The sequence below is a fragment of the Neorhizobium descurainiae genome (assembly GCF_051400715.1).
GTDB lineage: Bacteria > Pseudomonadota > Alphaproteobacteria > Rhizobiales > Rhizobiaceae > Neorhizobium.
In genome coordinates, this window is sequence record NZ_JBLFFK010000009.1 from 33,966 (window position 1) to 56,683 (window position 22,718).

The window sequence follows — 22,718 nt, forward strand, 5'->3', positions numbered from 1 at the left end:
GGAGGGAGAGAGGGATCCTCGCAATCAAGGCCCGGAATTGACGAATGCCAAAGCGCATCGTCTTACTGCATTCGGAGGAAACGAACATGAACATCGCGACCAATCCCGGCTCCTCTTCCCAGGCATATACTTCTGCACGCCTGTTGATTGACGGCGTCTGGCTGGAAAACGGCGACCGCGAAACGCAGCCCTTGGTCAGCCCAGCCACCGAAAAGGCGATCGGCGTCGTGCCGCATGCCACAACCGAGGATCTCGACCGGGCGCTGGAGGCCGCGCAGCGTGCCTTTCCGCTGTGGCGTGCCACGAGCCCGCGCGAGCGCGGCCGCATTTTAAAACGCGCCGCCCAGTTGATGCATGAGCGGCAGGAGGAGATCGCCCGTCTCGCGACGCTTGAAATGGGCAAGCCGATCGCCGAAGCACGGTTGGAGACCCATTTCGCCTCGGAAGAAATGGAGTGGTTCGCCGAGGAAGGCCGCCGCACCTATGGCCGCGTCATTCCCGGTCGCTTGGGCGAGACCCGCTTCCAGGTCGTCAAGGAACCGGTCGGTCCGACCGCCGGCTTTTCTGCCTGGAACTTCCCGGTCGGCAACGCCGCCCGCAAGATGGGCTCGGCGCTCGCCGCCGGCTGCACGATGATCTACAAGCCCGGCGAGGAAGCTCCGGCTGCGGCCGCCGCCGTTGCTCAGTGCCTGATCGACGCCGGCGTGCCGGCGGGCGTCATCGCCGTGGTCTATGGCGTGCCGGATTTCATCTCCCGCCATCTGCTCGCCTCCCCGATCATCCGCAAGATCTCGTTTACCGGCTCGGTGCCGGTCGGCCAGCATCTCATCCGGCTTGCGTCCGAGGGCCTGAAACGTACCACGATGGAACTCGGCGGTCATGCGCCGGTGCTCGTCTTCGACGATGCCGACCAGGCGGCCGCGCTGGAAATGTCGGTGCAGCGCAAATACCGCAATTGCGGTCAGGTCTGCGTTTCCCCCACCCGCTTCTATATCCAGGACACGTCCTACGAGGCCTTCTGCGCCGGGTTTGCCGAAAAGGCCTCGAAACTGAAGGTCGGCGACGGCCTTGACCCGTCGAGCAGCATGGGTCCGATGGTGCATGCCCGCCGCCGCGATGCGATCGAGGCGCTGGTGCAGGACGCCACCTCCAAGGGCGCCAAGCTGCTGGCCGGCGGCCATCGCGTCAACAACGAGGGCTTCTTCTACGCGCCGACCGTGCTCGCCGACGTGCCGGACGATGCCCGCATCATGAGCGAGGAGCCCTTCGGCCCGGTGGCCGTCCTGAACCGCTTCTCGGATTTCGACGACGCGATCACCAAGGCGAACAAGCTGCCCTATGGCCTCGCGGCCTATGGTTTTTCCAATTCGCACAAGACCATCGCCAGGCTTTCGGATCAACTCGAAGCCGGCATGGTCGGTATCAATTCCTTCAATATCTCCATGCCGGAAACGCCGTTCGGAGGGGTGAAGTCGAGCGGCCACGGCTCGGAAGTCGGGATCGAGGGCGTCGAAGCCTACATGGTTACCAAAACGGTCAGCGTGAGCTGATCCGCCTGGTCAGCATCACCTGATCACGCCGGGTTTTAAAAAGTTTCCAAGAGGACGAGGATTATGAAACACGTTAAACCGACCGGCACATTCGCTGCCGAAGCCGTGCTGACCCACATGAAGGCCGCCGGCATCGACGTGCTCTTCGCCAATGGCGGCACCGACTTCCCGTCGATCATCGAGGCCTTTGCCCGCCAGTCCGAGACCGGACTGAAGATGCCGGAAGCCCTGATCATCCCGCATGAGGGCGTCGCCGTCGGCATGGCACACGGTTACTACCTGATGACCAGCAAGCCGGCCGGTGTCATCGTCCATGTCAATGTCGGCCTTGCCAACTCCGTCATGGGCCTTATCAACGCCCGGTCGGAAAACGTGCCGATCATGATGTTTTCCGGCCGTACGCCGATCACCGAACATGGTCGTTTCGGCTCGCGCTCCTCGCCGATCCACTGGGGCCAGGAAATGTTCGACCAGGCCGGCATGGTGCGCGAAGTGGTCAAGTGGGATTATGAGCTGCGCTATCCGGAACAGGCGGGGCTTGTCATCGACCGCGCCATGAGCATCGCCATGAGCGAGCCGCGCGGTCCGGTCTATCTGAGCCTGCCGCGTGAGGCACTGGCCGAAGGCGCCGAGATCGAACCCGTCCAGCGCTCGACGTCAACGCCCACCACCTACGGCCCGGCCGATCCGGCGCTGGTGGCGGAAGCCGCCGACCTCCTCGCCAGGGCGAAGAACCCTCTCGTCATCTGCCAGAGCCCGGAACTCGGAACCGATTTCGAGCCGCTTGCAAGCTTCATCGCCCGCTTCGCCCTGCCCACCGTCGAAATGTGGGCGACCCGCCTGGCGCTGCCCTCCGACCACCCGATGATGATCGGCCGCGACTCGACGCAGGTGCTGAAGGACGCCGACGTGGTCGTCGTCATCAACGCCGCTGTTCCGTGGATTTCCGATCATACCGCCCCCGCCGAAGGCGCCAAGGTCATCGCCATCGGCCCCGATCCGCAGCATAGCCGCGTGCCGATCCGCAGCTTCCCGATCGACATCGCGCTTGCCGGCGGCACCAACAAGACGATCGAGGCACTCGCCGCAGCGATGGCGGAGCGCGTGCCGGCCGGCGAAACCTTCTCTGAACGCCGCGAGAAATGGGCCAAGGTGAAAGCCGCGCAGGCGGAGGCGGCCGCCAAGCGCGCCGGGATCGGCAACGGCTCGCCGATGACGCCCGCCTATGTCAGCCGCTGCATCTCCGACATCATGGACGAGAAGACGACCATCGTGAACGAGCTCGGCATCGATCCGTCGGTGATGGAGTTCAAGCATCCGAAGTCCTTCTTCTCGACGCCGCTTTCCGGCGGCCTCGGCTTCGGCATGACGGCAGCGCTCGGCGCCCAGCTCGGTGACCGCAGCCGGCAGGTGATCGCGACGATCGGCGACGGCTCCTACATGTTCGCCAACCCGGTCGCCTGCCATCAGACCGCGACCGCGCTCAAACTGCCGCTGCTGACGATCGTCTTCAACAACGGCATCTGGAACGCGGTCCGCCGCTCGACGCTCTACATGTATCCCGACGGCAGTGCCGCGACCGCCAATATCATGCCGATCACCGCGCTCGACCCGGCTCCGGATTACGCCGCCGTCGCCCGCGCCCACGGCGCCCATGCCGAGCGGGTCGAGACCGGCGCGGACCTGCCGGCGGCGCTTGAGCGCGCGCTCGCCGCGACCAAGAGCGGCCAGCAGGCCATGCTCGAAGTCATGGTCTCCTACTGAGAAGGCGTCGGCAATGGTGGGAGGAACCGGAGACGACGCAAAGACGCTGGCGGAGCTCCGCCGGCGTTATCCGATGGTCAGCGATCTCGAAAAGCGGGCGAAGTGGCGCATTCCGCGTTTCGCCTACGAGTTCCTGCAAGGGGGCGCCGGCGACGAGACGGGGTTGAACCGCAACCGGTCCGCGTTGAAGGCGGTCGAGGTCGTGCCGCGTTACGGCCTCGACGTCACGAAAGTTGACACCTCCGTCGAGCTCTTCGGCCACCGCTACGCCGCTCCGATCGGTATTTCGCCGATCGGCCTCGATGGCATGATGTGGCCCGGGGCGACGGAAAGGTTCGCCAAGGCCGCCCAGGCGCATAACATCCCCTATATGGTCGGAACGCTTGCCTGCGCGACGATCGAGCAGGTGGTGGAATGGGCGCCCGACGTGACCTGGTTCCAGCTCTATCCAATGGCGCCGAACGACCATCAATACAGTCTGGAAATGGCTGAGCGCGCCCGTGTGGCCGGCGCCAAAGTGCTGGTTGCGACGCTCGACGTGCCGGTGCGTGCCAAGCGCCCACGGGATCTGAGAAACGGCCTTGTCATGCCCTTTCGGCTGACACCGAAGACGATGATGCGGGCCGCGATGGCGCCCTTGTGGCTCGATGCCATAAGACGCAACGGCATGCCCGCCTTCGCCAATATGGGCAAGTTCGCCGGCGGCACGGACCACGGCTCGACGTCGGGCTTCGTGCAGAAACATATCGGCGGCGGGTTCCCCTGGGGTGAGATCGCCCGCCTGCGCGACCGCTGGACCGGGCCGATGATGGTCAAGGGCGTCATGCACCCGGCAGACGCGGAAAAGGCGCTGTCGCTTGGGCTGAACGGCGTCGTCGTCTCCAATCATGGCGGCCGCCAGTTCGACGCGGCACCCGCGACGATCGACGTGCTGCCCGAGGTCGCCCGCACCGTCGGTACGCGCGGCACGGTGCTGTTCGACAGCGGGGTCGTTTCCGGCGTCGACATGCTGAGAGCGCTTGCCTGCGGGGCGCATTCCTGCTTTGCCGGCCGCGCCTTCATGCTGGGGCTTGCCGCGCTCGGCGACCGCGGCGCCACCCACATGGCCCAGGCGTTTATCGAAGAATACCGTATCGCGCTCGGCCAGAACGGGCTCCTGAGCTCCGACGAGGCCCGCCACGCGCCCGTGCGCCATCCCGGCGCCTGGACCGCAGAGAATTTCCAACTTCGCACCTAAATCCGTTCCCGGGAGGGGAGACCCATGAAAGTCGCAGACGCCATTGCCGAAATCTTGAAGCGCGAGGGGATCGAGATCGTCTGCGGTTATCCGGTGAACCACGTTCTCGAACATGTGGCCATGGCCGATATCCGCCCGATCATCGTCCGCCAGGAGCGCCACGGCCTGCACATGGCCGATGCCATGTCGCGCCTGAGTTCCGGCAAGACGATCGGCGTATTCGCCATGCAGCTCGGCCCCGGCACGGAGAACGCCTATGGCGGCATCGCCCAGGCCTATTCGGAGTCGGTGCCTATCCTCGTGCTCCCGATGGGGTACGAGCGCCGCGTGGCGCATGTCGATCCGAACTACAATGCCACGCGCTCGATGCGCGACATCACCAAGTCGGCCGAGCCGATTACATTAGCGGAAGAAATTCCGAATATCTTCCGCCGCGCCTTCTCCAAACTCAGAAACGGCCGGGGCGGTCCGGTGCTGATCGAGATCCCCAACGACATGTGGCAGCATGAAGTGCCGGAGCCTCTGGATTACCGGCCGGTTCTCGCCACCCGCTACGGGCCGGACCCGGCTGCGGTGAAGGAAGCCATCGACCTGCTGCTCGCAGCCAAGCGCCCGATCCTCTACGCGGGCCAGGGCGTGCATTACGCCGAAGCCTGGCCGCAACTCAAGGAACTGGCAGAGCTTCTGGCGATCCCGGTCTCGACCAGCCTCGAAGGCAAGAGCGCCTTTCCCGAAACCCATCCGCTTTCGGTCGGCGCGGGTGGTGCTGCGATCTCCAGGACGCTCAGACATTTCCTCGATACGTCGGACCTCATCTTCGGCATCGGCTGCTCGTTTACCGAAACCGCCTTCGGCGTGCAGATGCCGCTCGACAAGACGGTCATCCACACCACCCTCGATCCGGATCACATCAACAAGGATATCGAGGCGAAGGTGGCGCTGATCGGCGACGCCGCGCTGACGCTCGATGCGGTATTGGCCGAACTCAAAGTCCGCAAAGTCCCTCAGCGCGACAGCAAGGATGTGACCGCCGAGATCGCCAAGGTTCAGGAGGAATGGCTTTCCGAATGGATGCCGAAGCTCACCTCCGACAGCAAGCCGCTCTCGCCCTATCGTGTCCTCTGGGACCTGCAGCACACGGTCGATATCGAGAACACGATCATCACCCATGATGCCGGCAGCCCGCGCGACCAGCTCTCGCCCTTCTGGAAGTCGGTAAAGCCGCTCACCTATATCGGCTGGGGCAAGTCCACCCAGCTCGGTTACGGCCTCGGTCTCGCCATGGGTGCCAAGCTGATGCATCCCAACAAACTCTGCATCAACGTCTGGGGCGATGCGGCGATCGGCTTCACGGGAATGGATTTCGAAACGGCGGTGCGCGAGCGCTTGCCCATCATGTCCATCCTTCTCAACAACTTCTCCATGGCGATGGAACTGCCGATCATGAAGGTTTCGACGGAAAAATACCGCTCGACCGATATTTCCGGCGACTATGCCGCCTTCGCCCGCGCGCTCGGCGGTTATGGCGAGCGTGTCACCGATCCGGACGAGATCATCCCGGCGATCAAGCGCGGCATCGAACAGACGCAGAAGGGCGTGCCTGTTCTCCTGGAATTCATCACCACCCAGGAAATCGCCCGCTCGCGTTACCACCGCATGCTGACGGGTGAAAAACATTGACCCAGCCGACCCTCCAATCGACCCTTGATGCCCTGAAGCTTCATTTCGGCGACCGTCTCTCCACGACCGATGCGGTGCGTGAGCATCATGGCCACGACATGTCGCGCCAGCCGACGCGGCTGCCGGATGCCGTTGTCTACGCCGAAAACGAGGACGAGGTGGCGCGTGTCGTCTCCGCCTGTTTCGAGGCGGGCGTGGCAGTGACGCCGTTTGCGGCCGGCTCCTCGATGGAGGGCCACACGATCCCGCTCAAGGGCGGCATCTCGCTCGACCTCACCCGCATGAACCAGATCGTCGCCGTCAACCATGAGGATTTCGACGCGCAGGCGCAGGCGGGTGTCACCCGCAAGCAGTTGAACGCCCATATCCGCGATACCGGCCTGTTCTTCCCGATCGATCCCGGCGCCGACGCCTCGCTCGGCGGCATGGCCTCGACGCGCGCTTCCGGCACGACGGCCGTGCGTTACGGCACGATGCGCGAGAACGTGCTGGCACTGCGCGTCGTCACCCCCCAGGGCAAGATCATCACCACCGGACGGCGGACGAAAAAATCCTCGACCGGCTACGACCTAACGAAACTCTTCGTCGGCGCGGAAGGCACGCTCGGCGTCATCACCGAGGTCACCGTCAAGCTGCATCCGATCCCGGAAACGATCGCATCCGCCGTCTGCGCCTTCGAGACCATGCGCGGTGCTGTCGAAGCCGTCGTCGCGACGATCCAGAGCGGCATTCCCGTCGCCCGTATCGAATTTCTCGACGAGGTAGCGGTGGAAGCCGCCAACCGCCATGCGGGACTGACACTGAAGGTGGCCCCTACCCTCTTCCTCGAATTCCATGGCAGCCCGCGCTGGGTGGAGGAACAGTCGAACACCGTGGCTGAACTTGCCGCCGATCTCGGCGGTTCCGACTTCCAATGGTCGACCCGCACGGAGGATCGCGAGCGCCTGTGGAAGGCCCGCCACGAGACGATCTATTCCAACCAGACGCTTCGCCCCGGCTGCAAGGCCTTCACCACGGACGTCTGCGTGCCGATCTCGCGACTGGCGGATGCGGTGCTTGCCGCGCGCGAGGACATCGACGCTTCTTTCGTCATGGGCAAGATCATCGGCCATGTGGGCGACGGTAATTTCCACGTCGGCTACCTGATCAAGCCGGAAATCCCGGGAGAACTCGCCGAGGCCGAAAGGCTTGCCGAACGGCTCTACCAGCGGGCCATGGACATGGGCGGCACGTTCAGCGGCGAACACGGCATCGGCATTTCCAAACTGAAATATCTCCGCCGCGAACACGGCGATGCTGTCGACATGATGAACGCCATCAAGGCAGCCCTCGACCCCAAGGGCATCATGAACCCCGGCAAATTGGGGCAAGTGGGATAGGATTTATCGAGCTGCGGCCGAACAGCCGATAGCCCCACGATTACCGGCTGAGGTCGATCCGGCTTGTCACCACCGACCTTCCGCCCGCCGGGTCCTTGTCAACCGTTTGGAGCCGGAGCCGGTCGCCGCCGATCCTCTCTATCGTCATCGTGGCGGCGCGATCACCGTTCGTCACCCGCGCCCAGCGGACACCGAGGTTGATCGTATTGCCCTGACGGGTGCCCGAAAGCGTTGAAGGCTGTCCCGCAGGCCCGACATAGGTGCCGCTGTAGCGGCGGCCTGACACATTGAGATCGGCGGAAATACTGCGCCGGACCACCAGCAGGCCGCGGCAGTTTCCCTGCAGAGAAAGGCTGGATGCTCCAGCGGTCACGGCAAGATTGCAGGTGACGTTGATCGGTCTTACGCCGATGCGGGTCAGCACGGTACCCTTGCCGCTCCAGTCTCCCGCGAGCGTCTTCAGGAAATCGCCTTCGGCCGCCGGTGCAGGCGATGGCAAGAAGGTGGCGACGAAGAGCACAGCCGGAACGAGAAAAAAGCGCATGGGATCACCCGGTATGACGTCTCATTCCGAACGTCCGCCCCACCTTTCTGGTTCCTTTGAACACCGGAAGGTGAAGCTAGAGCCTTTCCAAAATTTCGATTTTGTGATTATATTGAATGAACGTTCAGCAAATAAAGAGCTGTGTCATGAACGAACATGTCCGGGACACCTCGATTCCGAACGACTGGGACCGGCGCGGGCTGCCGGGCTGGTGCTACCATTCGGATGCGCTTCTGGAGCTCGAAAAAGACCACGTCTTCCGCAATCACTGGCAGATCGCCTGTCATATCTCCGACGTGGCGGAACCAGGCGACTATCTCACCATGGATGTGGTCGGCGAGCGGGCGCTTATCCTCCGCGACAAGAGTGGCCGGCTCCGCGCCTTCCAGAATATCTGCCGCCATCGCGGCTCGCGGCTGGTGACAAACGAAATGGGCCATTGCAAGGGCGCGCTGGTCTGTCCCTTCCATGGCTGGGTCTACAATCTCGACGGCACCCTTCGGGGTCCTGCCCGTCCCCAGAGCTTTCCGCCGCTCGACAAGCACGAATTCGCATTGGAGCCGCTGGAGCTGGAAATCTGGATGGGCTTCGTTTTCCTCCGCTTCCGGAAAGGGCCGCAACCTTCCGTCGCCGAGCTGATGCGGCCTTTCGAAAAGGAGCTTTCCCACTACCGCACGCCCGATCTGGTGCCGAGCAAGGGCATCTGGACCCAGGAAACGCCGGTCAACTGGAAATCCGTTCGCGACGTCGACAACGAGGGCTACCATGTCGCCATGGCGCATCCGGCACTGCAGGATCTCTACGGCTCGACCTATTTCGACGAACCTTTCGTCAAGGGTGTGTGCCGGTCATTCGCGACCTATAACCCTTACGCCGGGCGGCGCTGGAGCGTGAGGAACTACATGAAACTCGCGCCCGATCCGGTGCATCTGCCGCAGTACCTGAAAAAGGCCTGGATCTATTACGGCCTTTTCCCCAACGCAGTGATCGCCGTCACGCCGGAGACCATGCAATTCTACCAGGAATTTCCGATCTCACGGGACCGGACCATGCTTCGCGGCGCCATCTACCGCTATGCGCAAGAAAGCCGCGCACAGCGGCTTGCCCGCTATCTCTCCTTCCGCATCGACCGGGACACGCAGGCGGAAGACGTGCAGCTCACCATCTGGTCGAATGAATCCATGACATCGAAAGCCTTCAATGGCTTCTATCTCTCCGACCTCGAATATGGTGTGCGCACCCATCATGATCATCTCAGGGCCGCGTTGCCGGTCATGACGCTCGATGAGCCCCCGGAGGAGAAGGATATGGCGGCGACGAATGCACATATGACGGGGCACAAGTAATCTCTCGTGCGGTGCCGAGGTAGGCCAAGTCATGAGAAAATTAGGCCTTGATGAAATTCAAGGTTTCCCGCCGAAGTGCTGAGACGTTAACCGGCTGAAAACCAAATAATGCTTAGCTTATCCTGTTTTATTGGCGACCAATTTCTGATGTGGCCGATTCCTTCAGGACAATTTAAACATGATTCCCGTCGAGGCAGAAAAACAGCAGCAGGCCGCCACTCCCCGATCCATGCGCATTCTGACGGAAGCGATCGGGAAGGATCTCGAACGTTTCAGCTTGGACAACACGCTGGTCGTGAAGCAGATCAGGCTTCTGGCCATCAATGCGCTGATTGAGGCGGCCCGGGCCGGCGAGATGGGCAAGGGATTCGCCGTTGTCGCCAATGAGGTGCAGCGTCTGGCCCAGATTGCCGGCGATATCGCCGGAAAGTTCGAAAGCAATGTGCTGGGCCGCATCGGTCTCAGCCGTGCCATGGCGGATTCGCTGATGACCGAAATGGAAGGCGTGCGGCTGACCGATCTCGCCCAGACCCTGGTGCAGCTCATCGTCCGCAATCTTTTCGAACGCACCGCCGACGTCCGCTGGTGGGCGACCGACACTGCCCTTTGGCAGGCTCTTGAAGAGCCGAGCGCGGAAAGGGCCGCCTTCGCTGCCGAGCGGCTTGGCGTCATCAACCGCTTCTACACGGTCTATCTCGACCTCGTCATGACCGATCTTTCCGGCAAGGTGATCGCGTCGGCCAATCCGCGCTTCCAGCGCAAGCTGATCGGCACGTCGCTTGCCGGCGATCCGTGGTTCACCGCCGCCGGCCGCTGCCAGTCCGGCGACGAATACATTGTCGACGAGGTGAAGCCGAGCCCGCCGCACGACAACCATCATGCGCTCGTCTATGCAACCGGCATCCGCGAGGGCGGCAAGCTCGACGGCAGGCTACTGGGGACGCTCGGCGTCTATTTCGATTGGCAGAACCAAGGCCACGCGATCGTCGAAAAGGAAGCCAACCTGCCGCCGCAGGTGGCCGACAGGACGACCGTGATGCTGCTCGACGGCAACAGCCGGGTCATCGCCTCCACCGACCCGGCGCGGCTCTTTACCCATTTCATGCTCGCAAAGCAGGGAAGCGAGGCTTGCGGCAGCTATTACGACAACAATGGCTGCATCGTCGCCTTCGCGAAAACCCTGGGCTACGAGGATTACGACGGGCTCGGCTGGCACGGCGTGGTAGTCCAGCAGACCGAAAGTGATCCGGCCATCAAGGCGGCGTTGAACATCAGGTGAGCAGTTCTGCCGCAGCGGCATCGGGTTGTCTTCGCCCTTGCGTGAACCGAATTATCGTCGCTTGCGAGATTGCTCCTTACCCCCGCCACAGCCTCTCCCGCACCAGCTCGTCCATCGTCAGCCTGATCCCCTGCCTGAGGATCGAGACGAGGTCGTCGATCTGACTGCGCGTAATCGTCAGCGGCGGAGACATGACGCACATGTGGATGAGCGGGCGAACCAGCAGGCCAAGGCGTTGGCAGTGGGCGTCGATGCGCTTGCCCACTTCAATGTCGAGTGCCAGCGGATTGTTGCTTTCGCGGTCCGCGACGCATTCGACGCAGGCCATCAGCCCGAGCCCGCGCACCTCGCCGACCAGCGGCAGGTCCTCCAGCGTCTTCAACTGCGCCTGGAAATAGGGGGCGATCTCCCGGGTATGGGCGAGCAGCCCATCTTCCAGCAGGTCGAGATTCTTCAGCGCTACCGCGCAGCCGATCGGATGGCTCGAATAGGTGAGCCCATGCGCGAACATCGCTTCCGAGTGGTTCGAAGCACGGAGCTGTTCGAGGAGCCGCGAGGAGATCATCACGCCGCCGAGCGGAAAGTAACCCGAGGTCACGCCCTTGGCGAAGGTGATCATGTCCGGCTCGATGTCGAACACGTCCTTGGAAGCGAAAACATGACCCAGCCTGCCGAAGGCGGTCACCACCTCGTCGGCGATGAACAGGATGTCATTTTCGGCGCAGAGTTTTCGCATGCGTTTGAGGTAACCGTCCGGGGGGACAATCACACCGCCCGATGCCATGACCGGCTCGGCGATGAAGGCGCCGATACGATCTGCTCCATGCCTTTCGATCGCTTTCTTGAACTCGTCCACCAGGAAATCGCAGAACTGCGGCACGTTCATGCCGGTCGGCCGGCGGAAGGGGTTGGGACAGGACAGCCTCACGACCTGATCCGAGGCATTGTCCATCCAGTCGTGGTCGCGGGGGCGGCCATTGAGCGAGGCGGAAAGATAGGTAGAGCCGTGATAACCGCCCTGGCGTGACACGATCAGCTTCTTCTCCGGCCGGCCGCGGACATTGTTGGAAAACTGCATGAAGCGCAACGCCGTCTCGACTGCGGAAGAGCCGCCGGTCGTATAGAAGACGTGCTTGAGGTCGCCCGGAGCATGGGCCGCCAGCCGTTCCGCCAGCCTTACCGAAGGTTCGCTCGTCGTATACCAGGGCGAATTGTAGGAGAGCGCCATCGCCTGTTCGTAAAGCACGCGGGCGATGGGTTCGGAGCGATGGCCGACATTGGTGCACCACATACCGGCCGGGCCGTCGATCAGCCGCCTCCCCTCCTGATCTGTGACATAGATGCCGTCACCGGCGGCAATACCGCCACGCACTTCCGCACCGATCGATCCCGCGACCGGCCAGGGCTGCACCAGATGAGCTCTGGCGGTTGCGGTCAACGCGTCCTCTTCCAGAGCCGCGATTTTCGCCGGATCACGTTTCGCCGCCATTTCCTGCTCCTCACAAAAATTTCGATGAATTCATTAAGCACATGATATAAATTCTATAATTCAATTATTTTGAATGTCCGTTCAATCAATATGGCAGAAATACTCCTTGCGTTCAATCCGTTTTTGCGCTCATCTCCTTGAGGGAACGACAAAGGGCCAAACGCCCCGAGGAAAACTGGGATGAGACGGCTGCTTCAATATGATTGTCGCCGTAGCGCGTTTTGCGCGGAGGCCTGCTGATGGCGATCGCAGCAAGCCACGCGCCGGCCGAGCTGGCCCCGCCAGAGCCCCCGCGACCACGATGGTGGGCCAGCGAGGAGGCGAGCGGACTGGCGCTGATCTCACCGACGCTGCTCTACGCTGTCTCCCTGCTGGCCCTGCCCATCCTTATCGTCTTCGCCTATAGCTTCTGGTCGCAGGACTATCTCACGATCGATCGTGCCCTGACGCTCGAAAACTACCGCACAGCACTTTTCGAGCCGATGTACCAGGACCTGCTCGGCCGTTCGCTGGTCATCTCGCTTGTCGTCAGCCTGGTGACCGTGGCGATCTCCTACCCGATCGCCTGGTTCATTTCCTTCCACGGCGGGCGGCACAAGAACCTCTGGCTCTTCTTGATCACCGTGCCCTGCTGGACGAGCTATCTCTTGCGCGTCATGTCCTGGAAGGTGATCCTCGGTTATCAGGGCGTCTTGAACACCGGCCTCATGTCGGCCGGCATCACCGACCAACCGATCGCTTCGCTGCTTTACAATTCCAATGCGGTGGTGATCACGCTGGTGCATAGCTGGGCGGCCTTCGCCATCCTGCCCATTTTCGTCTCGCTCGAAAAGATCGATCGTTCGCTGATCGAGGCGGCGCGCGATCTCGGCGACACCAGGCTGATGAGCTTCGTGCGGGTGGTGTTGCCGCTGTCGCTGCCCGGCGTCATCTCGGCGCTGCTGATCGTCATGATCCCCACCGTCGGCGATTACGTCACGCCGAAACTCGTCGGCGGCAAGGACGGCGTGATGATCGCGACCGCCATCCAGGCGCAGTTCGGCAAGGGCGCCAACTGGCCGCTCGGCGCGGCGCTATCCGTAACCACCATGGTCGTGGTCTCGGCCATGGCAGGACTGACCGTGCTGGCGCTGAAACTCGTCGTGAGGAAAATCCGATGAACACCGGCGGCTCTGGAAAATCCCGCCTGTTGCCCGGCTACGTGGCTCTCTACTTCCTGTTCCTCTACCTGCCGATCCTGCTGCTGCCGGTCTTCTCGTTCAACAATGCGGCGGCGACCACCTTCCCGCTCGCGGGCTTCACGACCAAATGGTACGTGTCGCTCTGGGGCAATGGCGAAATGCTAAGGGCGGCGATGAACAGCCTCATCGTCGGGGTCTGCGTCTCGGTGCTTTCCACATTGCTCGGCATCTGCGCGGCGCGTGCCATCACCCGCTATCGCTTCCGCGGCCGGCGGGCAGCGAACGGGCTCATCATGGCGCCGCTCTTCCTGCCGGAAATCATCGTCGCCGTGTCGCTGCTGATGGTCGTGCTGGCGGCCGGCATGGACTTGTCGCTGGCGACCGTCATTCTCGGCCAGACGGTCTTCTGCCTGCCCTATTGCATGTCGGTACTGACCGCCGGTTTCGAGGGCTTCGACCGCAGTCTCGAGGAGGCCTCGCTCGACCTCGGCGAGACCGCCTTCGGCACGTTCCGGCGCGTCACGCTGCCGGTCGTGGCGCCGGCGATCCTGTCGAGCCTGCTCGTTTCCTTCACCATCTCTCTCGACGAATTCATCCTCGCCTTCTTTCTCTCCGGCACCGAGCCGACGCTGCCGGTCTATATCTGGGGTCAGCTCCGCTTCGCCGCGAAACTGCCCGGCGTCCTGGCGCTCGGCACGATCATGCTGGTCATCTCGATCCTGTTGCTGACCATTGCCGAAACCGTGCGCCGCCGCGCCGAACGCCGTTATGCCACCGGAGGCTATGCGCATGCCTGACACGCCGATGATCGAAATCGACCGGGTCAACAAATTCTACGGCATCTACAAGGCGCTGTCGGATGTCTCGCTCAATATCGGTCCCGGTGAATTCTTCGCGCTTCTTGGCCCCTCCGGCTGTGGCAAGACCACGCTGCTGCGCTCCATCGCCGGCTTTGACAATCCCAGTTCCGGCGATATCCGCATCGATGGGCATTCTGCCATCGGCGTGCCACCCAACCTCCGCCCGACCAACATGGTTTTCCAGAGCTATGCGATCTTCCCGCATCTGAATGTCGAGGAGAATGTCGCCTATGGGCTGAAGCGGCTTAGGCTTGGAGCGGAGGAGGAGCGCCGGCGGGTCGGCGCCGCGCTCGAGCAGGTGCGGCTCGGTCATCTCGGCAAAAGGCGCGGCCATGAGCTCTCCGGCGGCCAGCGGCAGCGCGTGGCGCTCGCCCGGGCTCTTGTCCTGCGTCCGAAAGTGCTGCTGCTGGACGAACCCTTGTCCGCCCTCGACAAGAAGCTGCGCGAGGAAATGCAGGTGGAGCTGCGCTCGCTGCAGAAGGCGGTCGGCATCACCTTCGTGCTCGTCACCCACGACCAGTACGAGGCGCTGGCGCTCTCCGACCGGATCGCGGTGATGTTCGGCGGACGGATCGCGCAGGTCGCGACCCCGAAGGAGATCTACCAGCATCCGCGCACCAGGCTCGTCGCCGATTTCCTCGGGGGCATGAATTTCCTCAGCGGCCGGACGATCGCGCAGACAGGTGCCGGATTGGCCGTCGAGACGGAAAAGTTCGGCACATTGACGTTGACCATGCCGGAGGAGCGGATCGAGATCGGTGCGCGGGCGACGGTTGGTATCAGGCCGGAACGGCTGCGGCTGCTCTGGGACGACGAGCGTGCGCCGCACGAGCTGACCGGCAAGGTGGTGAACCGGGCCTATTTCGGCGAGACGACCCATCTGCTAGTCGGTGTCGAGGGGTTGGAAAAGCCGCTCTCGATGATCGAGACCAATACGCACGGAGCCGATGACTTGCCGATCGGCGCAGACATCCGTCTGGCTTACGATCCCGACGCCTTCGTGCTTCTCGCGGACGACCCACCGGTGGAGCGGGTACAGTAGGTCTTGGCAGCCGCTTCCTCCGCCCTAACTGCCTGTCGCGGGCGGGCAAGGAGGAGAGATCATGATCATCCGGTCCGGAAGCTGCCTCTGCGGCAAGGTCAAATACAGCGTGAAGGACGCGCCGTTGAGGATAGGGCTCTGCCATTGCGCCGACTGCCGCAAGGAGAGCGGCTCGAGCTTCACCACATTCGGCATATGGCCACGCCACGCGTTCGAAAGCAGCGGTGAGGTCAAATATTTCCACGGCCGCGGGTTCTGCCCGGAATGCGGATCACGTGTCTTCAACGAGAGCGAGGGCGACGAGATGGAAATCCGCGTCGGCTCGCTCGACATGGCTCCGACCGATCTTGAGCCCATCTATGAGATCTGGGTGAAGCGACGGGAAAACTGGCTGCGCCCGCTGCCCGTGCCGCAGTTTGAGGAGGATCGGACGTGAAGCATTGCCGTTCAGTGCCGCCGGTATAAGGTGCCTTCGATATTCTAGGAGATTCATGCCATGGATTTGCTCGAAAAAGCGATCGCCATCGCCACGCTGGCGCATGAGGGACAGTCGTCGAAGACCGGTGGACCGTTCATCGACCATGTGCGGCGCGTGGCGGAGAACGTATCCGGCGAGGACGAGAAGCTGGTCGCCTGGCTGCATGACGTGGTCGAGAAGGGCCCCGGCTGGACCCTCGACCGGCTGCGGGAGGAAGGTTTTCCGGAAGCGGCCGTCGAGGCTGTCGATGCGATGAGCAAGCGCGACGGCGAAGACTATTTCGATTTCGTCCGCCGCTCGATCAGGAACCCCCTCGCCCGGCCGGTGAAGCGCGCCGATCTGACCGACAATCTTGCTCAGATGCGTCAGATGGGTGGTGACTTTTCGAAATTCGCCGAAGGCCTGCGCATCCTCGATCAGGAATATCCCGGCTGAGCCGGAACCCTGTAGCCTGCTCCTCCGTTCGGTTCCGCGCAGCAGAGAGCTGCGTCAGACGACAGGATGGGCTTATGGAACTCAAATCTCGGGTTGCTCTGGTAACCGGCGCAGGTTCGGGCATCGGCAAGGCGGCGGCGTTGAGGCTCGCGGGCGAAGGCGCCAAAGTGGGCGTGCTCGGCCATACGAAAGACGAGATCGACAAGACCGCGATGGAGATAAGGGAGGCCGGTGGCGAGGCCTTGGTGTTGGAAACGGATGTCTCCGACGAGGCACAGATGCGCGAGGCCGTCGGCCGGCTCGCCGAGAAATTCGGGCGACTCGATATCGTTGTTGCAAATGCCGGCATCAACGGCGTCTGGGCGCCGATCGACGACCTGAAGCCGGAAGAGTTCGACAAGACGATCGCGGTCAACCTGCGCGGTACCTATCTCACCTTCCATGCCGCAGTGCCGCATCTGAAGAAGCAGGGCGGCTCTGTGATCGTGGTTTCCTCGATCAACGGCAACCGTACCTTCAATACCCCAGGCGCGACGGCCTATGTGGCGAGCAAGGCGGCGCAGGTGGCGATCGTCCAGCAGCTCGCGCTGGAGCTCGGCAGGCACAAGATCCGGGTGAATGCGGTCTGCCCCGGGGCGATCGACACGAGCATCAATGACAATACCACCCTGCGGGGAGAGAGGGATACGGCCGTTCCGGTGAAATTCCCGAAAGGCGACATCCCTATCACCGGCGGCAGGGCGGGCGAAAGCGAAGATGTGGCGGAGGTTATCCTGTTCCTCGCCTCCGATCGCTCCCGGCATGTGACGGGTACCCCGATCTATGTCGATGGCGGTCAGGGACTCCTGAGGTAGGCTGCCTGCTCAGGCAGGTTTGCGCCCGGCTTCGATCCGCGCCACCCAGGCAGCGCCGATGCGATATTGTTTCAGCGCATCGATCGGATCCTCGTCGTCAAGCCGCGAACAGAGCCGATAGATTTCCAGCGTCTCGGCGTCCATCTCGCCGCAGTGGTAGAAATACATGGCCGCGGCATATCGCGCCCGTCCGGACCACTCGACACCCGGGGCCAAGTTGATCAGTTGCCATTGGCGGCGGGTTTCGGGATCCATGACATGCCTCAAAACCGCCCCGGCGGCGTGACCGCCCGGCGATCGAGCCTGACGAAAGGCCGGGGCACGATCTTCGCCCGCTTCATCAGCTTCTGATATTGCAGCTCGCGTATCGCGTAGATCTCCACCCAGAAATCGTCGGCGATGCGTTCGCCGAACGGCCGTTCAAAACTGGCGATGGCGATGTTGCGCTTGGCGAGCGGCGACCAGATCGCCGCCGTCACCAGCCCCACTTCGCGCTTGCCCCGGTGATAGACGATCGCGTGCTCGGCGGGGATATTGCCCTCGATCTCCAGCCCGACGAGGATGTGTTTCAACGTCCTCTTTTCCCGTGCCCCGAGGATCGCATCGCGTCCGTTGAAAAAAGGCTTTTCCGTATCCACCAGCCAGCCGAGGCCGATCTCGTCGGGCATCCGCTTGCGGTTTGCCCGAAGCGCGCCTTCGGCGGTGACAAAATCGGCATTCGCGACGATGAAGCCCGCTTCGATCCGAGCGCGGTTGAGCGCGTCGTAGCCGACCGCCTTCAAACCATGGATCTGGCCTGCTGCCCACAACCGGTCCCAGAGCGACAAGGCCTTGCCAGTCGGCACGAACAGCTCGTAGCCGAGATCGCCGGTGAAGCCGGTGCGCGAGATAGTCCCCTCTGCGTCTTCATGCGGAAAGCGTGCGAGTTGGAAGGGTTTGAGCGCCTCCACGCCGGCAAAACCGGCTGCCTGCAATACCGAGAAACTCGTCGGTCCCTGTAGTGCAAGGCCAGCAACGGCCTCGGTCTCCTCTTCCACCTTCACCGAAAAACCAACGGCGCTGTCGAGCAGCCACGGCAGATGCCGCTCTTGGCAGCACAGGCGGAAATCCTCGGTACCCAGTCGGAAAAGCGTACCGTCGTCCAGCACATGGCCGTGGTCGTCGCACCAGGCCGTGTACTGCACGCGCCCGGCGGCGAGCTTGCGCACGTCCCGCAGCGTCAGCCGGTTGAGATAGCGTTCCGCATCCGGGCCGGTGATGCGGTATTTCACCATGGGCGAGATGTCGAACAGGGCGGCCTGCGAACGGATGCAGAAATACTCGAGCTCTGTGTCGAAGATCGAATGCGGCGCCTTGTAGCCAGCCCAGGTGTACCAGTCGTTGGTTTCCGAGAGCTCCTTAAGCCGCGGATGGAAAGGCGTTTCGAGCCGCGGCGTGGCAATGTGCTTCTGGCCGGCAAGGCGGATTGCAAGCTCCGGCGTCATCTGCGTTCTCCCGCAAGGATGCTTTGCGCGGCCAGAAATCCCGGCAGGCAGGAAATGCCGCCGCCGGGATGGGAACCGGCACTCGCGAGATAAAACCCCTTCAGCGGCGTCGAATATCCGGAAGCCGCATTGACCGGCCGGTTGACGAACAGCTGATCGGCCTGCAGCTCGCCATGATGCCAATGCCCGCCGGGCATGTGATAGCGGGCTTCTATATCGGTGGGCGTCATCAGGCTCGAACCGACGAGGGAACTGCCGATGCCCGGCGCATAGAGTTCCAGCAGATCGAGCACGACCTTCACCAAACGAGGCTTGCCGGCCTCCCACCCTGCCTTGAGCTGATAGGGGGCGAACTGCACAAGTGCTGAAAGCGTAGCGGCGCCGGCAGGTGCAAGCGACGGATCAGTGCGGCTGGGAAGCATGATCTCCATTACCGGATCCTCGGAAAATTCGCCGTATTTCGCCGGGTTGAAGGCGTTTTCCACGTGGTCGATGGAGCGGGCGATCACCAACCTTCCCCGAAGGTCCTCCAGAGAGAGGCCGGTGAATTGCGGCACCCGGTCAAGTGCCAGGTCGAGCCGCGCGACATTGCCCTTCGAGCGGATGTTCCGCACCGCGCGCACGAAGCCGGTGCCCAGTTCGGCCACATCGAGGAGGGCAAGGAAGGTCGTTTGCGGATGGATGGCGGAGACGACGACCGGCGCGAAAATCTCCTCGCCGTCGGCCAGCGCAATACCCTTTGCTTCGCTGCGATCCGTGAGGATACGAGCGACGGACGCGCCGGTACGGATCGTGACGCCTGCCTTCACGGCTGCCTTTTCGAAAGCAGCCGCCAGCGCGCCCATGCCCCCCCGAGGCATGAATTGCGCGCCGGCGGCGCCACCTGCCTCGCCGGTCAATCGGTAATGGAGCCCGAGCAGCGAGGTGGGCGAACGGGGACCGAGATGGATGCCAAGCGTCGCGTCGAAAGCGACGAGCCCTTTCAATCGGTCGTCGGTAAGGTATTCGTCGGCGACATCCGCGATGTTCATCAAAAGCATGCGCAGGAAATCGCGCCCTTCTTCGCGGCCCTTGCGGATCACGCTCCAGCCGGCCGAGGCAAAGGACGCGATGTCGTCCGTCGTGACGGTACCGATCCTGGGCGGCCTCCGTTTCAGGAATCGCTTCAATATGCCTGCCTGGAAGAGCAGCTTTTCGCGAAGTTCGCAGAAGCGGACGGCTTCTGCCGCCGTCACGCCGTCGATCCGCTCGCCATAGGCGCCGCGCAGCACGGCCGGTGTGCCGATCTCGGAAAGCGTCACGGTCGGCAACATCTCGGCAGGCTCGGCTTCCAGTCCGATCAGCTTCGCGACGTCGGGATCGAGCCGGTTGATGATATGCGCGAGGCCGCCCGAGCGGAAACCGGGATGAAATTCATAGCCACGCAAAGCTCCGCCGACATTGTCCGCCGCTTCCAGCAGCAGCACCTTGCGGCCGCTTCTCCCGAGAAGCGTGGCTGCGGTCAGCCCGTTATGGCCGCCGCCGACGACGATTGCGTCAAATGACGTCATGGGCCGGGCTCATATGTTTCGTGCCAAGTCTCAGGTCGCGCAGGATTTCGGCCGCCGCATTGCGGCCCGGCGCGCCCATCACGCCGCCGCCTGGATGGGTGGAGGAGCCGCAGAGATAAAGGCCCCTCACAGGGCTGCGATGTTGCGCGTATCCAGGTATCGGCCGGTTGAAGAGCAGCTGGTCGAAGGTGAGCTCTCCCTGGAAGATATTGCCTTCGGTGAGGCCGACTTCCTCCTCGATCTCGCGCGGCGTGCGCACTTCCATATGCACGATCCGCTCGCGGAAACCGGGTGAATAGCCGGCGATCTGGCTGACCACGGTTTTGGCAAAGGCGTCCCGGTCGGCATCGGTCCAGTCAAGGCCTTCGACTTTCGGCGGGCAATATTGCACGAAGCAGCTCATGAAGTGCTTGCCAGGCGGAGCCATCGTGGGGTCGAGCTGAGTGGGGATCATCATGTCCACGAACGGATCGGCGGACCAGCGCCCGGCCTTCCAGTCGTCGTAGGCACGCTCCATGCGCTCGACCGAATCCGTGAAATGCAGGTCGCCGCGGATGCAGGAGGAGCCTGCCGGCAACGCGGGGAAGTCCGGCAGGCTGTCGAGCGCGATGTTGAGCTTGCCGGACGAGCCGCGCATCTTGAAATGTTTCACCCGGTGGAGAAACGCAGCCGGGAGGTCGTGTTGATCGACGAGCTTTAGGAACGTGCGTTTGACGTCGGCGTTGGAGACGACGAGTTTACCAGCCACTTCTTCGCCGCCGCAAAGCACGACGCCTGTCGCTTCGCCATTCCGGGTCAGCACCTTTTCGACATCCGCACCGATGCGGATCGTGCCGCCCCAAGCCTGGAAAGAAGAGGCGAGCGCTTTGGAAATGGCGCCCATGCCGCCACGTGCATAACCCCAGGCACCGACCGAACCATCCACCTCCCCCATGTAGTGGTGCAGCAGCACATAGGCCGTGCCGGGCGACATCGGCCCGAGCGCCGTGCCGATAATGCCGGACAGAGCCAGAGAGGCCTTGATGACGTCCGTCTCGAAATATTCGTTAAGGAAATCGGAAATAGACATGGTCCAGAAGCGCAGGGTCTGTGCCATTTCCGAAGGCGTGAATTCTCCGAACTTCTTTGCGAGATAAAGGAGCTCGGAAATGTCTCGTGGCCGGAAGGAGAACGGATCGGGTGCGGTGCGCATCAAAAGCGGCTGGATGAAGCGGCACTGCTTCGTCACGTCGCGGGCGTAGCGGTCATAGGCTTCCGCGTCGCGCTTCGACCAGCGGGCGAATTCCCGGCGGTGGCTGTCGTGGTCGCGATAGGAGGCAAGATAATCGCCGTCCCGGGTGAAGACCGCCCCGCCTTCGTAGGAGATCACCTGCAGGCCGTGTTTCGGCAGTTCGAGATCGCGCATGATCTCCGGCCGGAAAAGCGAGCAGACATAGGAACAGTTGGAATAGGTAAAGCCGGGCGTCATCTCGCGGCTGGTGGCTGCGCCGCCGACCCAGTCGTTCTTTTCGAGCACGACGACGTCGAGACCGGCCCGCTGTAGATAACAGGCGGCAACGAGGCCGTTATGCCCTCCCCCGATCATCACCACATCATATCTTTTCATGCGGCCCCCCATGCATGCTCGCATGAAATTCGCATGGAAAGCGGAAATCTGTCCAGATATTTTGAATGAACATTCAGCAAGTATATTGCAATCCGCTGATTTCGCGCTAACATTTCCATGTCGGATGGATAGGACGGAATAGTGGAAGCCGAGGTCCGCGAACCGGAATATGACGAGAAGGCGATCCGCTTCCTGGAGGTGATCTGGGGAGAGGGTTATCTTTCTCCAGGCGGACCCGAAGAGGTCGACCGCGTGCTCGCGGACCTCGACCTCGAGGGCAAGACGGGGCTCGATATCGGCTGCGGCGCGGGCGGCATTACGCTCCATATCGCCAGGACCTATTCACCAGCTCGCTTGACCGGTTTCGACATGGAAAAACCCGTGATCGAAAAGGCCCGGCAGGCGGCGGAAGCCGGCGGGTTTGGCGATCGGGTCGGCTTCGTGCAGGCGCCGCCCGGCAGTCCTTTGCCCTTCGCGGACGAGAGCTTCGATTTCGTCTTCTCCAAGGACGCGCTCGTGCATGTGCCGGACAAGGAACGGATATTCTCCGAAATCTTCCGGGTGCTGAGGCCGGGCGGCGTCTTAGCCGCCTCCGACTGGCTGATCGGCCATGACGATCCCCCTTCCGCAGAGATGCTCGATTATCTCGATGCCGAGGGCCTGAGCTTCGGCATGGCCTCGTCCGCCCGCTATCTCTCCGCCATGCGCGCGGCGGGGTTCGAAAACGCTTGCGCCGCCAACCGCAACGGCTGGTATCGCGAGGTGGCGCGCGGCGAGCTCGAAAGGCTGAAAGGCCCGCTTTACCAAGCGGCGACCGCGGCCGTCGGCGAGGCCTATGTGAAGAAGAACATCCGCACCTGGGCCGCCATGCAGAAGGTCCTTGACAGCGGAGAGCATAATCCCACTCATCTTCGCGGCTACAAACCGGGTCCGCGGGAGTGAATCGCATGCTTCTCGACC

The 22,718-nt window shown here is 62.7% G+C and carries 20 protein-coding genes; 14 read left to right on the plus strand and 6 right to left on the minus strand.

Annotated elements, in window-relative coordinates:
- Positions 1-86: 86 nt before the first annotated feature.
- From ACMGE0_RS16900 to ACMGE0_RS16920, 5 genes are all read left to right on the plus strand, one after another.
- A complete protein-coding gene (locus ACMGE0_RS16900; RefSeq protein WP_436817036.1) occupies positions 87-1,550 on the plus strand; it encodes an NAD-dependent succinate-semialdehyde dehydrogenase in 1,464 nt (487 codons plus the stop codon).
- Between the two features lie 63 nt (positions 1,551-1,613).
- The gene (locus ACMGE0_RS16905) at positions 1,614-3,314 is read left to right on the plus strand and encodes a thiamine pyrophosphate-requiring protein (protein WP_436817037.1); all 1,701 of its coding nucleotides are present in this window, start codon (positions 1,614-1,616) and stop codon (positions 3,312-3,314) included.
- 13 nt (positions 3,315-3,327) lie between these two features.
- Entirely contained in the window at positions 3,328-4,551 is a 1,224-nt protein-coding gene (locus ACMGE0_RS16910) for an alpha-hydroxy acid oxidase (protein WP_436817038.1), read from the plus strand.
- A 24-nt stretch (positions 4,552-4,575) separates the two neighbouring features.
- Positions 4,576-6,231: a thiamine pyrophosphate-requiring protein gene (locus ACMGE0_RS16915; RefSeq protein WP_436817039.1), complete on the plus strand. Its 1,656-nt coding sequence runs from the start codon at positions 4,576-4,578 to the stop codon at positions 6,229-6,231.
- On the plus strand, positions 6,228-7,610 hold the full coding sequence (locus ACMGE0_RS16920) for an FAD-binding oxidoreductase (protein ID WP_436817040.1): 1,383 nt from the start codon (positions 6,228-6,230) through the stop codon (positions 7,608-7,610). The genes ACMGE0_RS16915 and ACMGE0_RS16920 overlap by 4 nt, the downstream gene beginning before the upstream one ends.
- Before the next feature lie 40 nt (positions 7,611-7,650).
- Here ACMGE0_RS16920 and ACMGE0_RS16925 read toward each other — a convergent pair whose 3' ends face one another.
- Positions 7,651-8,154 carry a hypothetical protein gene (locus tag ACMGE0_RS16925; RefSeq protein WP_436817041.1) on the minus strand — a complete coding sequence of 168 codons (504 nt, stop codon included), beginning with the start codon at positions 8,152-8,154 and terminating at the stop codon, positions 7,651-7,653.
- 146 nt (positions 8,155-8,300) lie between these two features.
- Here ACMGE0_RS16925 and ACMGE0_RS16930 point away from each other — a divergent pair, with 146 nt between their 5' ends.
- Both ACMGE0_RS16930 and ACMGE0_RS16935 read left to right on the plus strand, forming a co-directional pair.
- Entirely contained in the window at positions 8,301-9,500 is a 1,200-nt protein-coding gene (locus ACMGE0_RS16930; protein ID WP_436817042.1) for an aromatic ring-hydroxylating oxygenase subunit alpha, read from the plus strand.
- 178 nt (positions 9,501-9,678) lie between these two features.
- Positions 9,679-10,779 (plus strand): methyl-accepting chemotaxis protein, encoded by a 1,101-nt coding sequence (locus tag ACMGE0_RS16935; protein WP_436817043.1) that lies wholly within the window; start codon positions 9,679-9,681, stop codon positions 10,777-10,779.
- Positions 10,780-10,855: 76 nt separating this feature from the next.
- Here the strand turns inward: ACMGE0_RS16935 and ACMGE0_RS16940 are convergent, their stop codons facing one another.
- Entirely contained in the window at positions 10,856-12,268 is a 1,413-nt protein-coding gene (locus ACMGE0_RS16940) for an aminotransferase (RefSeq protein ID WP_436817044.1), read from the minus strand.
- Positions 12,269-12,507: 239 nt separating this feature from the next.
- Here ACMGE0_RS16940 and ACMGE0_RS16945 point away from each other — a divergent pair, with 239 nt between their 5' ends.
- The 6 genes from ACMGE0_RS16945 to ACMGE0_RS16970 all read left to right on the plus strand — a co-directional run bounded on the left by ACMGE0_RS16945 (position 12,508) and on the right by ACMGE0_RS16970 (position 17,118).
- On the plus strand, positions 12,508-13,428 hold the full coding sequence (locus ACMGE0_RS16945; protein WP_436817045.1) for an ABC transporter permease: 921 nt from the start codon (positions 12,508-12,510) through the stop codon (positions 13,426-13,428).
- Positions 13,425-14,246 carry an ABC transporter permease gene (locus ACMGE0_RS16950; RefSeq protein WP_436817046.1) on the plus strand — a complete coding sequence of 274 codons (822 nt, stop codon included), beginning with the start codon at positions 13,425-13,427 and terminating at the stop codon, positions 14,244-14,246. Before ACMGE0_RS16945 ends, ACMGE0_RS16950 begins: the two co-directional genes overlap by 4 nt.
- A gap of 7 nt (positions 14,247-14,253) precedes the next feature.
- A complete protein-coding gene (locus ACMGE0_RS16955) occupies positions 14,254-15,351 on the plus strand; it encodes an ABC transporter ATP-binding protein (protein ID WP_436817207.1) in 1,098 nt (365 codons plus the stop codon).
- 61 nt (positions 15,352-15,412) lie between these two features.
- A complete protein-coding gene (locus ACMGE0_RS16960) occupies positions 15,413-15,787 on the plus strand; it encodes a GFA family protein (protein WP_436817047.1) in 375 nt (124 codons plus the stop codon).
- A gap of 60 nt (positions 15,788-15,847) precedes the next feature.
- Positions 15,848-16,264 (plus strand): HD domain-containing protein, encoded by a 417-nt coding sequence (locus tag ACMGE0_RS16965; RefSeq protein ID WP_436817048.1) that lies wholly within the window; start codon positions 15,848-15,850, stop codon positions 16,262-16,264.
- Between the two features lie 74 nt (positions 16,265-16,338).
- Positions 16,339-17,118, plus strand: coding sequence for an SDR family oxidoreductase (locus tag ACMGE0_RS16970; RefSeq protein WP_436817049.1), 780 nt, complete (start codon positions 16,339-16,341; stop codon positions 17,116-17,118).
- A gap of 9 nt (positions 17,119-17,127) precedes the next feature.
- Here ACMGE0_RS16970 and ACMGE0_RS16975 read toward each other — a convergent pair whose 3' ends face one another.
- From ACMGE0_RS16975 to ACMGE0_RS16990, 4 genes are read right to left on the minus strand one after another with little or no spacing between them, the layout of a single operon-like run.
- Positions 17,128-17,373, minus strand: coding sequence for a hypothetical protein (locus ACMGE0_RS16975; RefSeq protein WP_436817050.1), 246 nt, complete (start codon positions 17,371-17,373; stop codon positions 17,128-17,130).
- A gap of 8 nt (positions 17,374-17,381) precedes the next feature.
- Positions 17,382-18,602 carry an aminomethyl transferase family protein gene (locus ACMGE0_RS16980; protein ID WP_436817051.1) on the minus strand — a complete coding sequence of 407 codons (1,221 nt, stop codon included), beginning with the start codon at positions 18,600-18,602 and terminating at the stop codon, positions 17,382-17,384.
- The gene (locus ACMGE0_RS16985) at positions 18,599-20,152 is read right to left on the minus strand and encodes a phytoene desaturase family protein (protein WP_436817052.1); all 1,554 of its coding nucleotides are present in this window, start codon (positions 20,150-20,152) and stop codon (positions 18,599-18,601) included. The genes ACMGE0_RS16980 and ACMGE0_RS16985 overlap by 4 nt, the downstream gene beginning before the upstream one ends.
- A complete protein-coding gene (locus ACMGE0_RS16990; protein ID WP_436817053.1) occupies positions 20,139-21,758 on the minus strand; it encodes a phytoene desaturase family protein in 1,620 nt (539 codons plus the stop codon). Before ACMGE0_RS16990 ends, ACMGE0_RS16985 begins: the two co-directional genes overlap by 14 nt.
- A 141-nt stretch (positions 21,759-21,899) precedes the next feature.
- Here ACMGE0_RS16990 and ACMGE0_RS16995 point away from each other — a divergent pair, with 141 nt between their 5' ends.
- A complete protein-coding gene (locus tag ACMGE0_RS16995) occupies positions 21,900-22,700 on the plus strand; it encodes a class I SAM-dependent methyltransferase (protein ID WP_436817054.1) in 801 nt (266 codons plus the stop codon).
- Positions 22,701-22,718 lie beyond the last annotated feature (18 nt).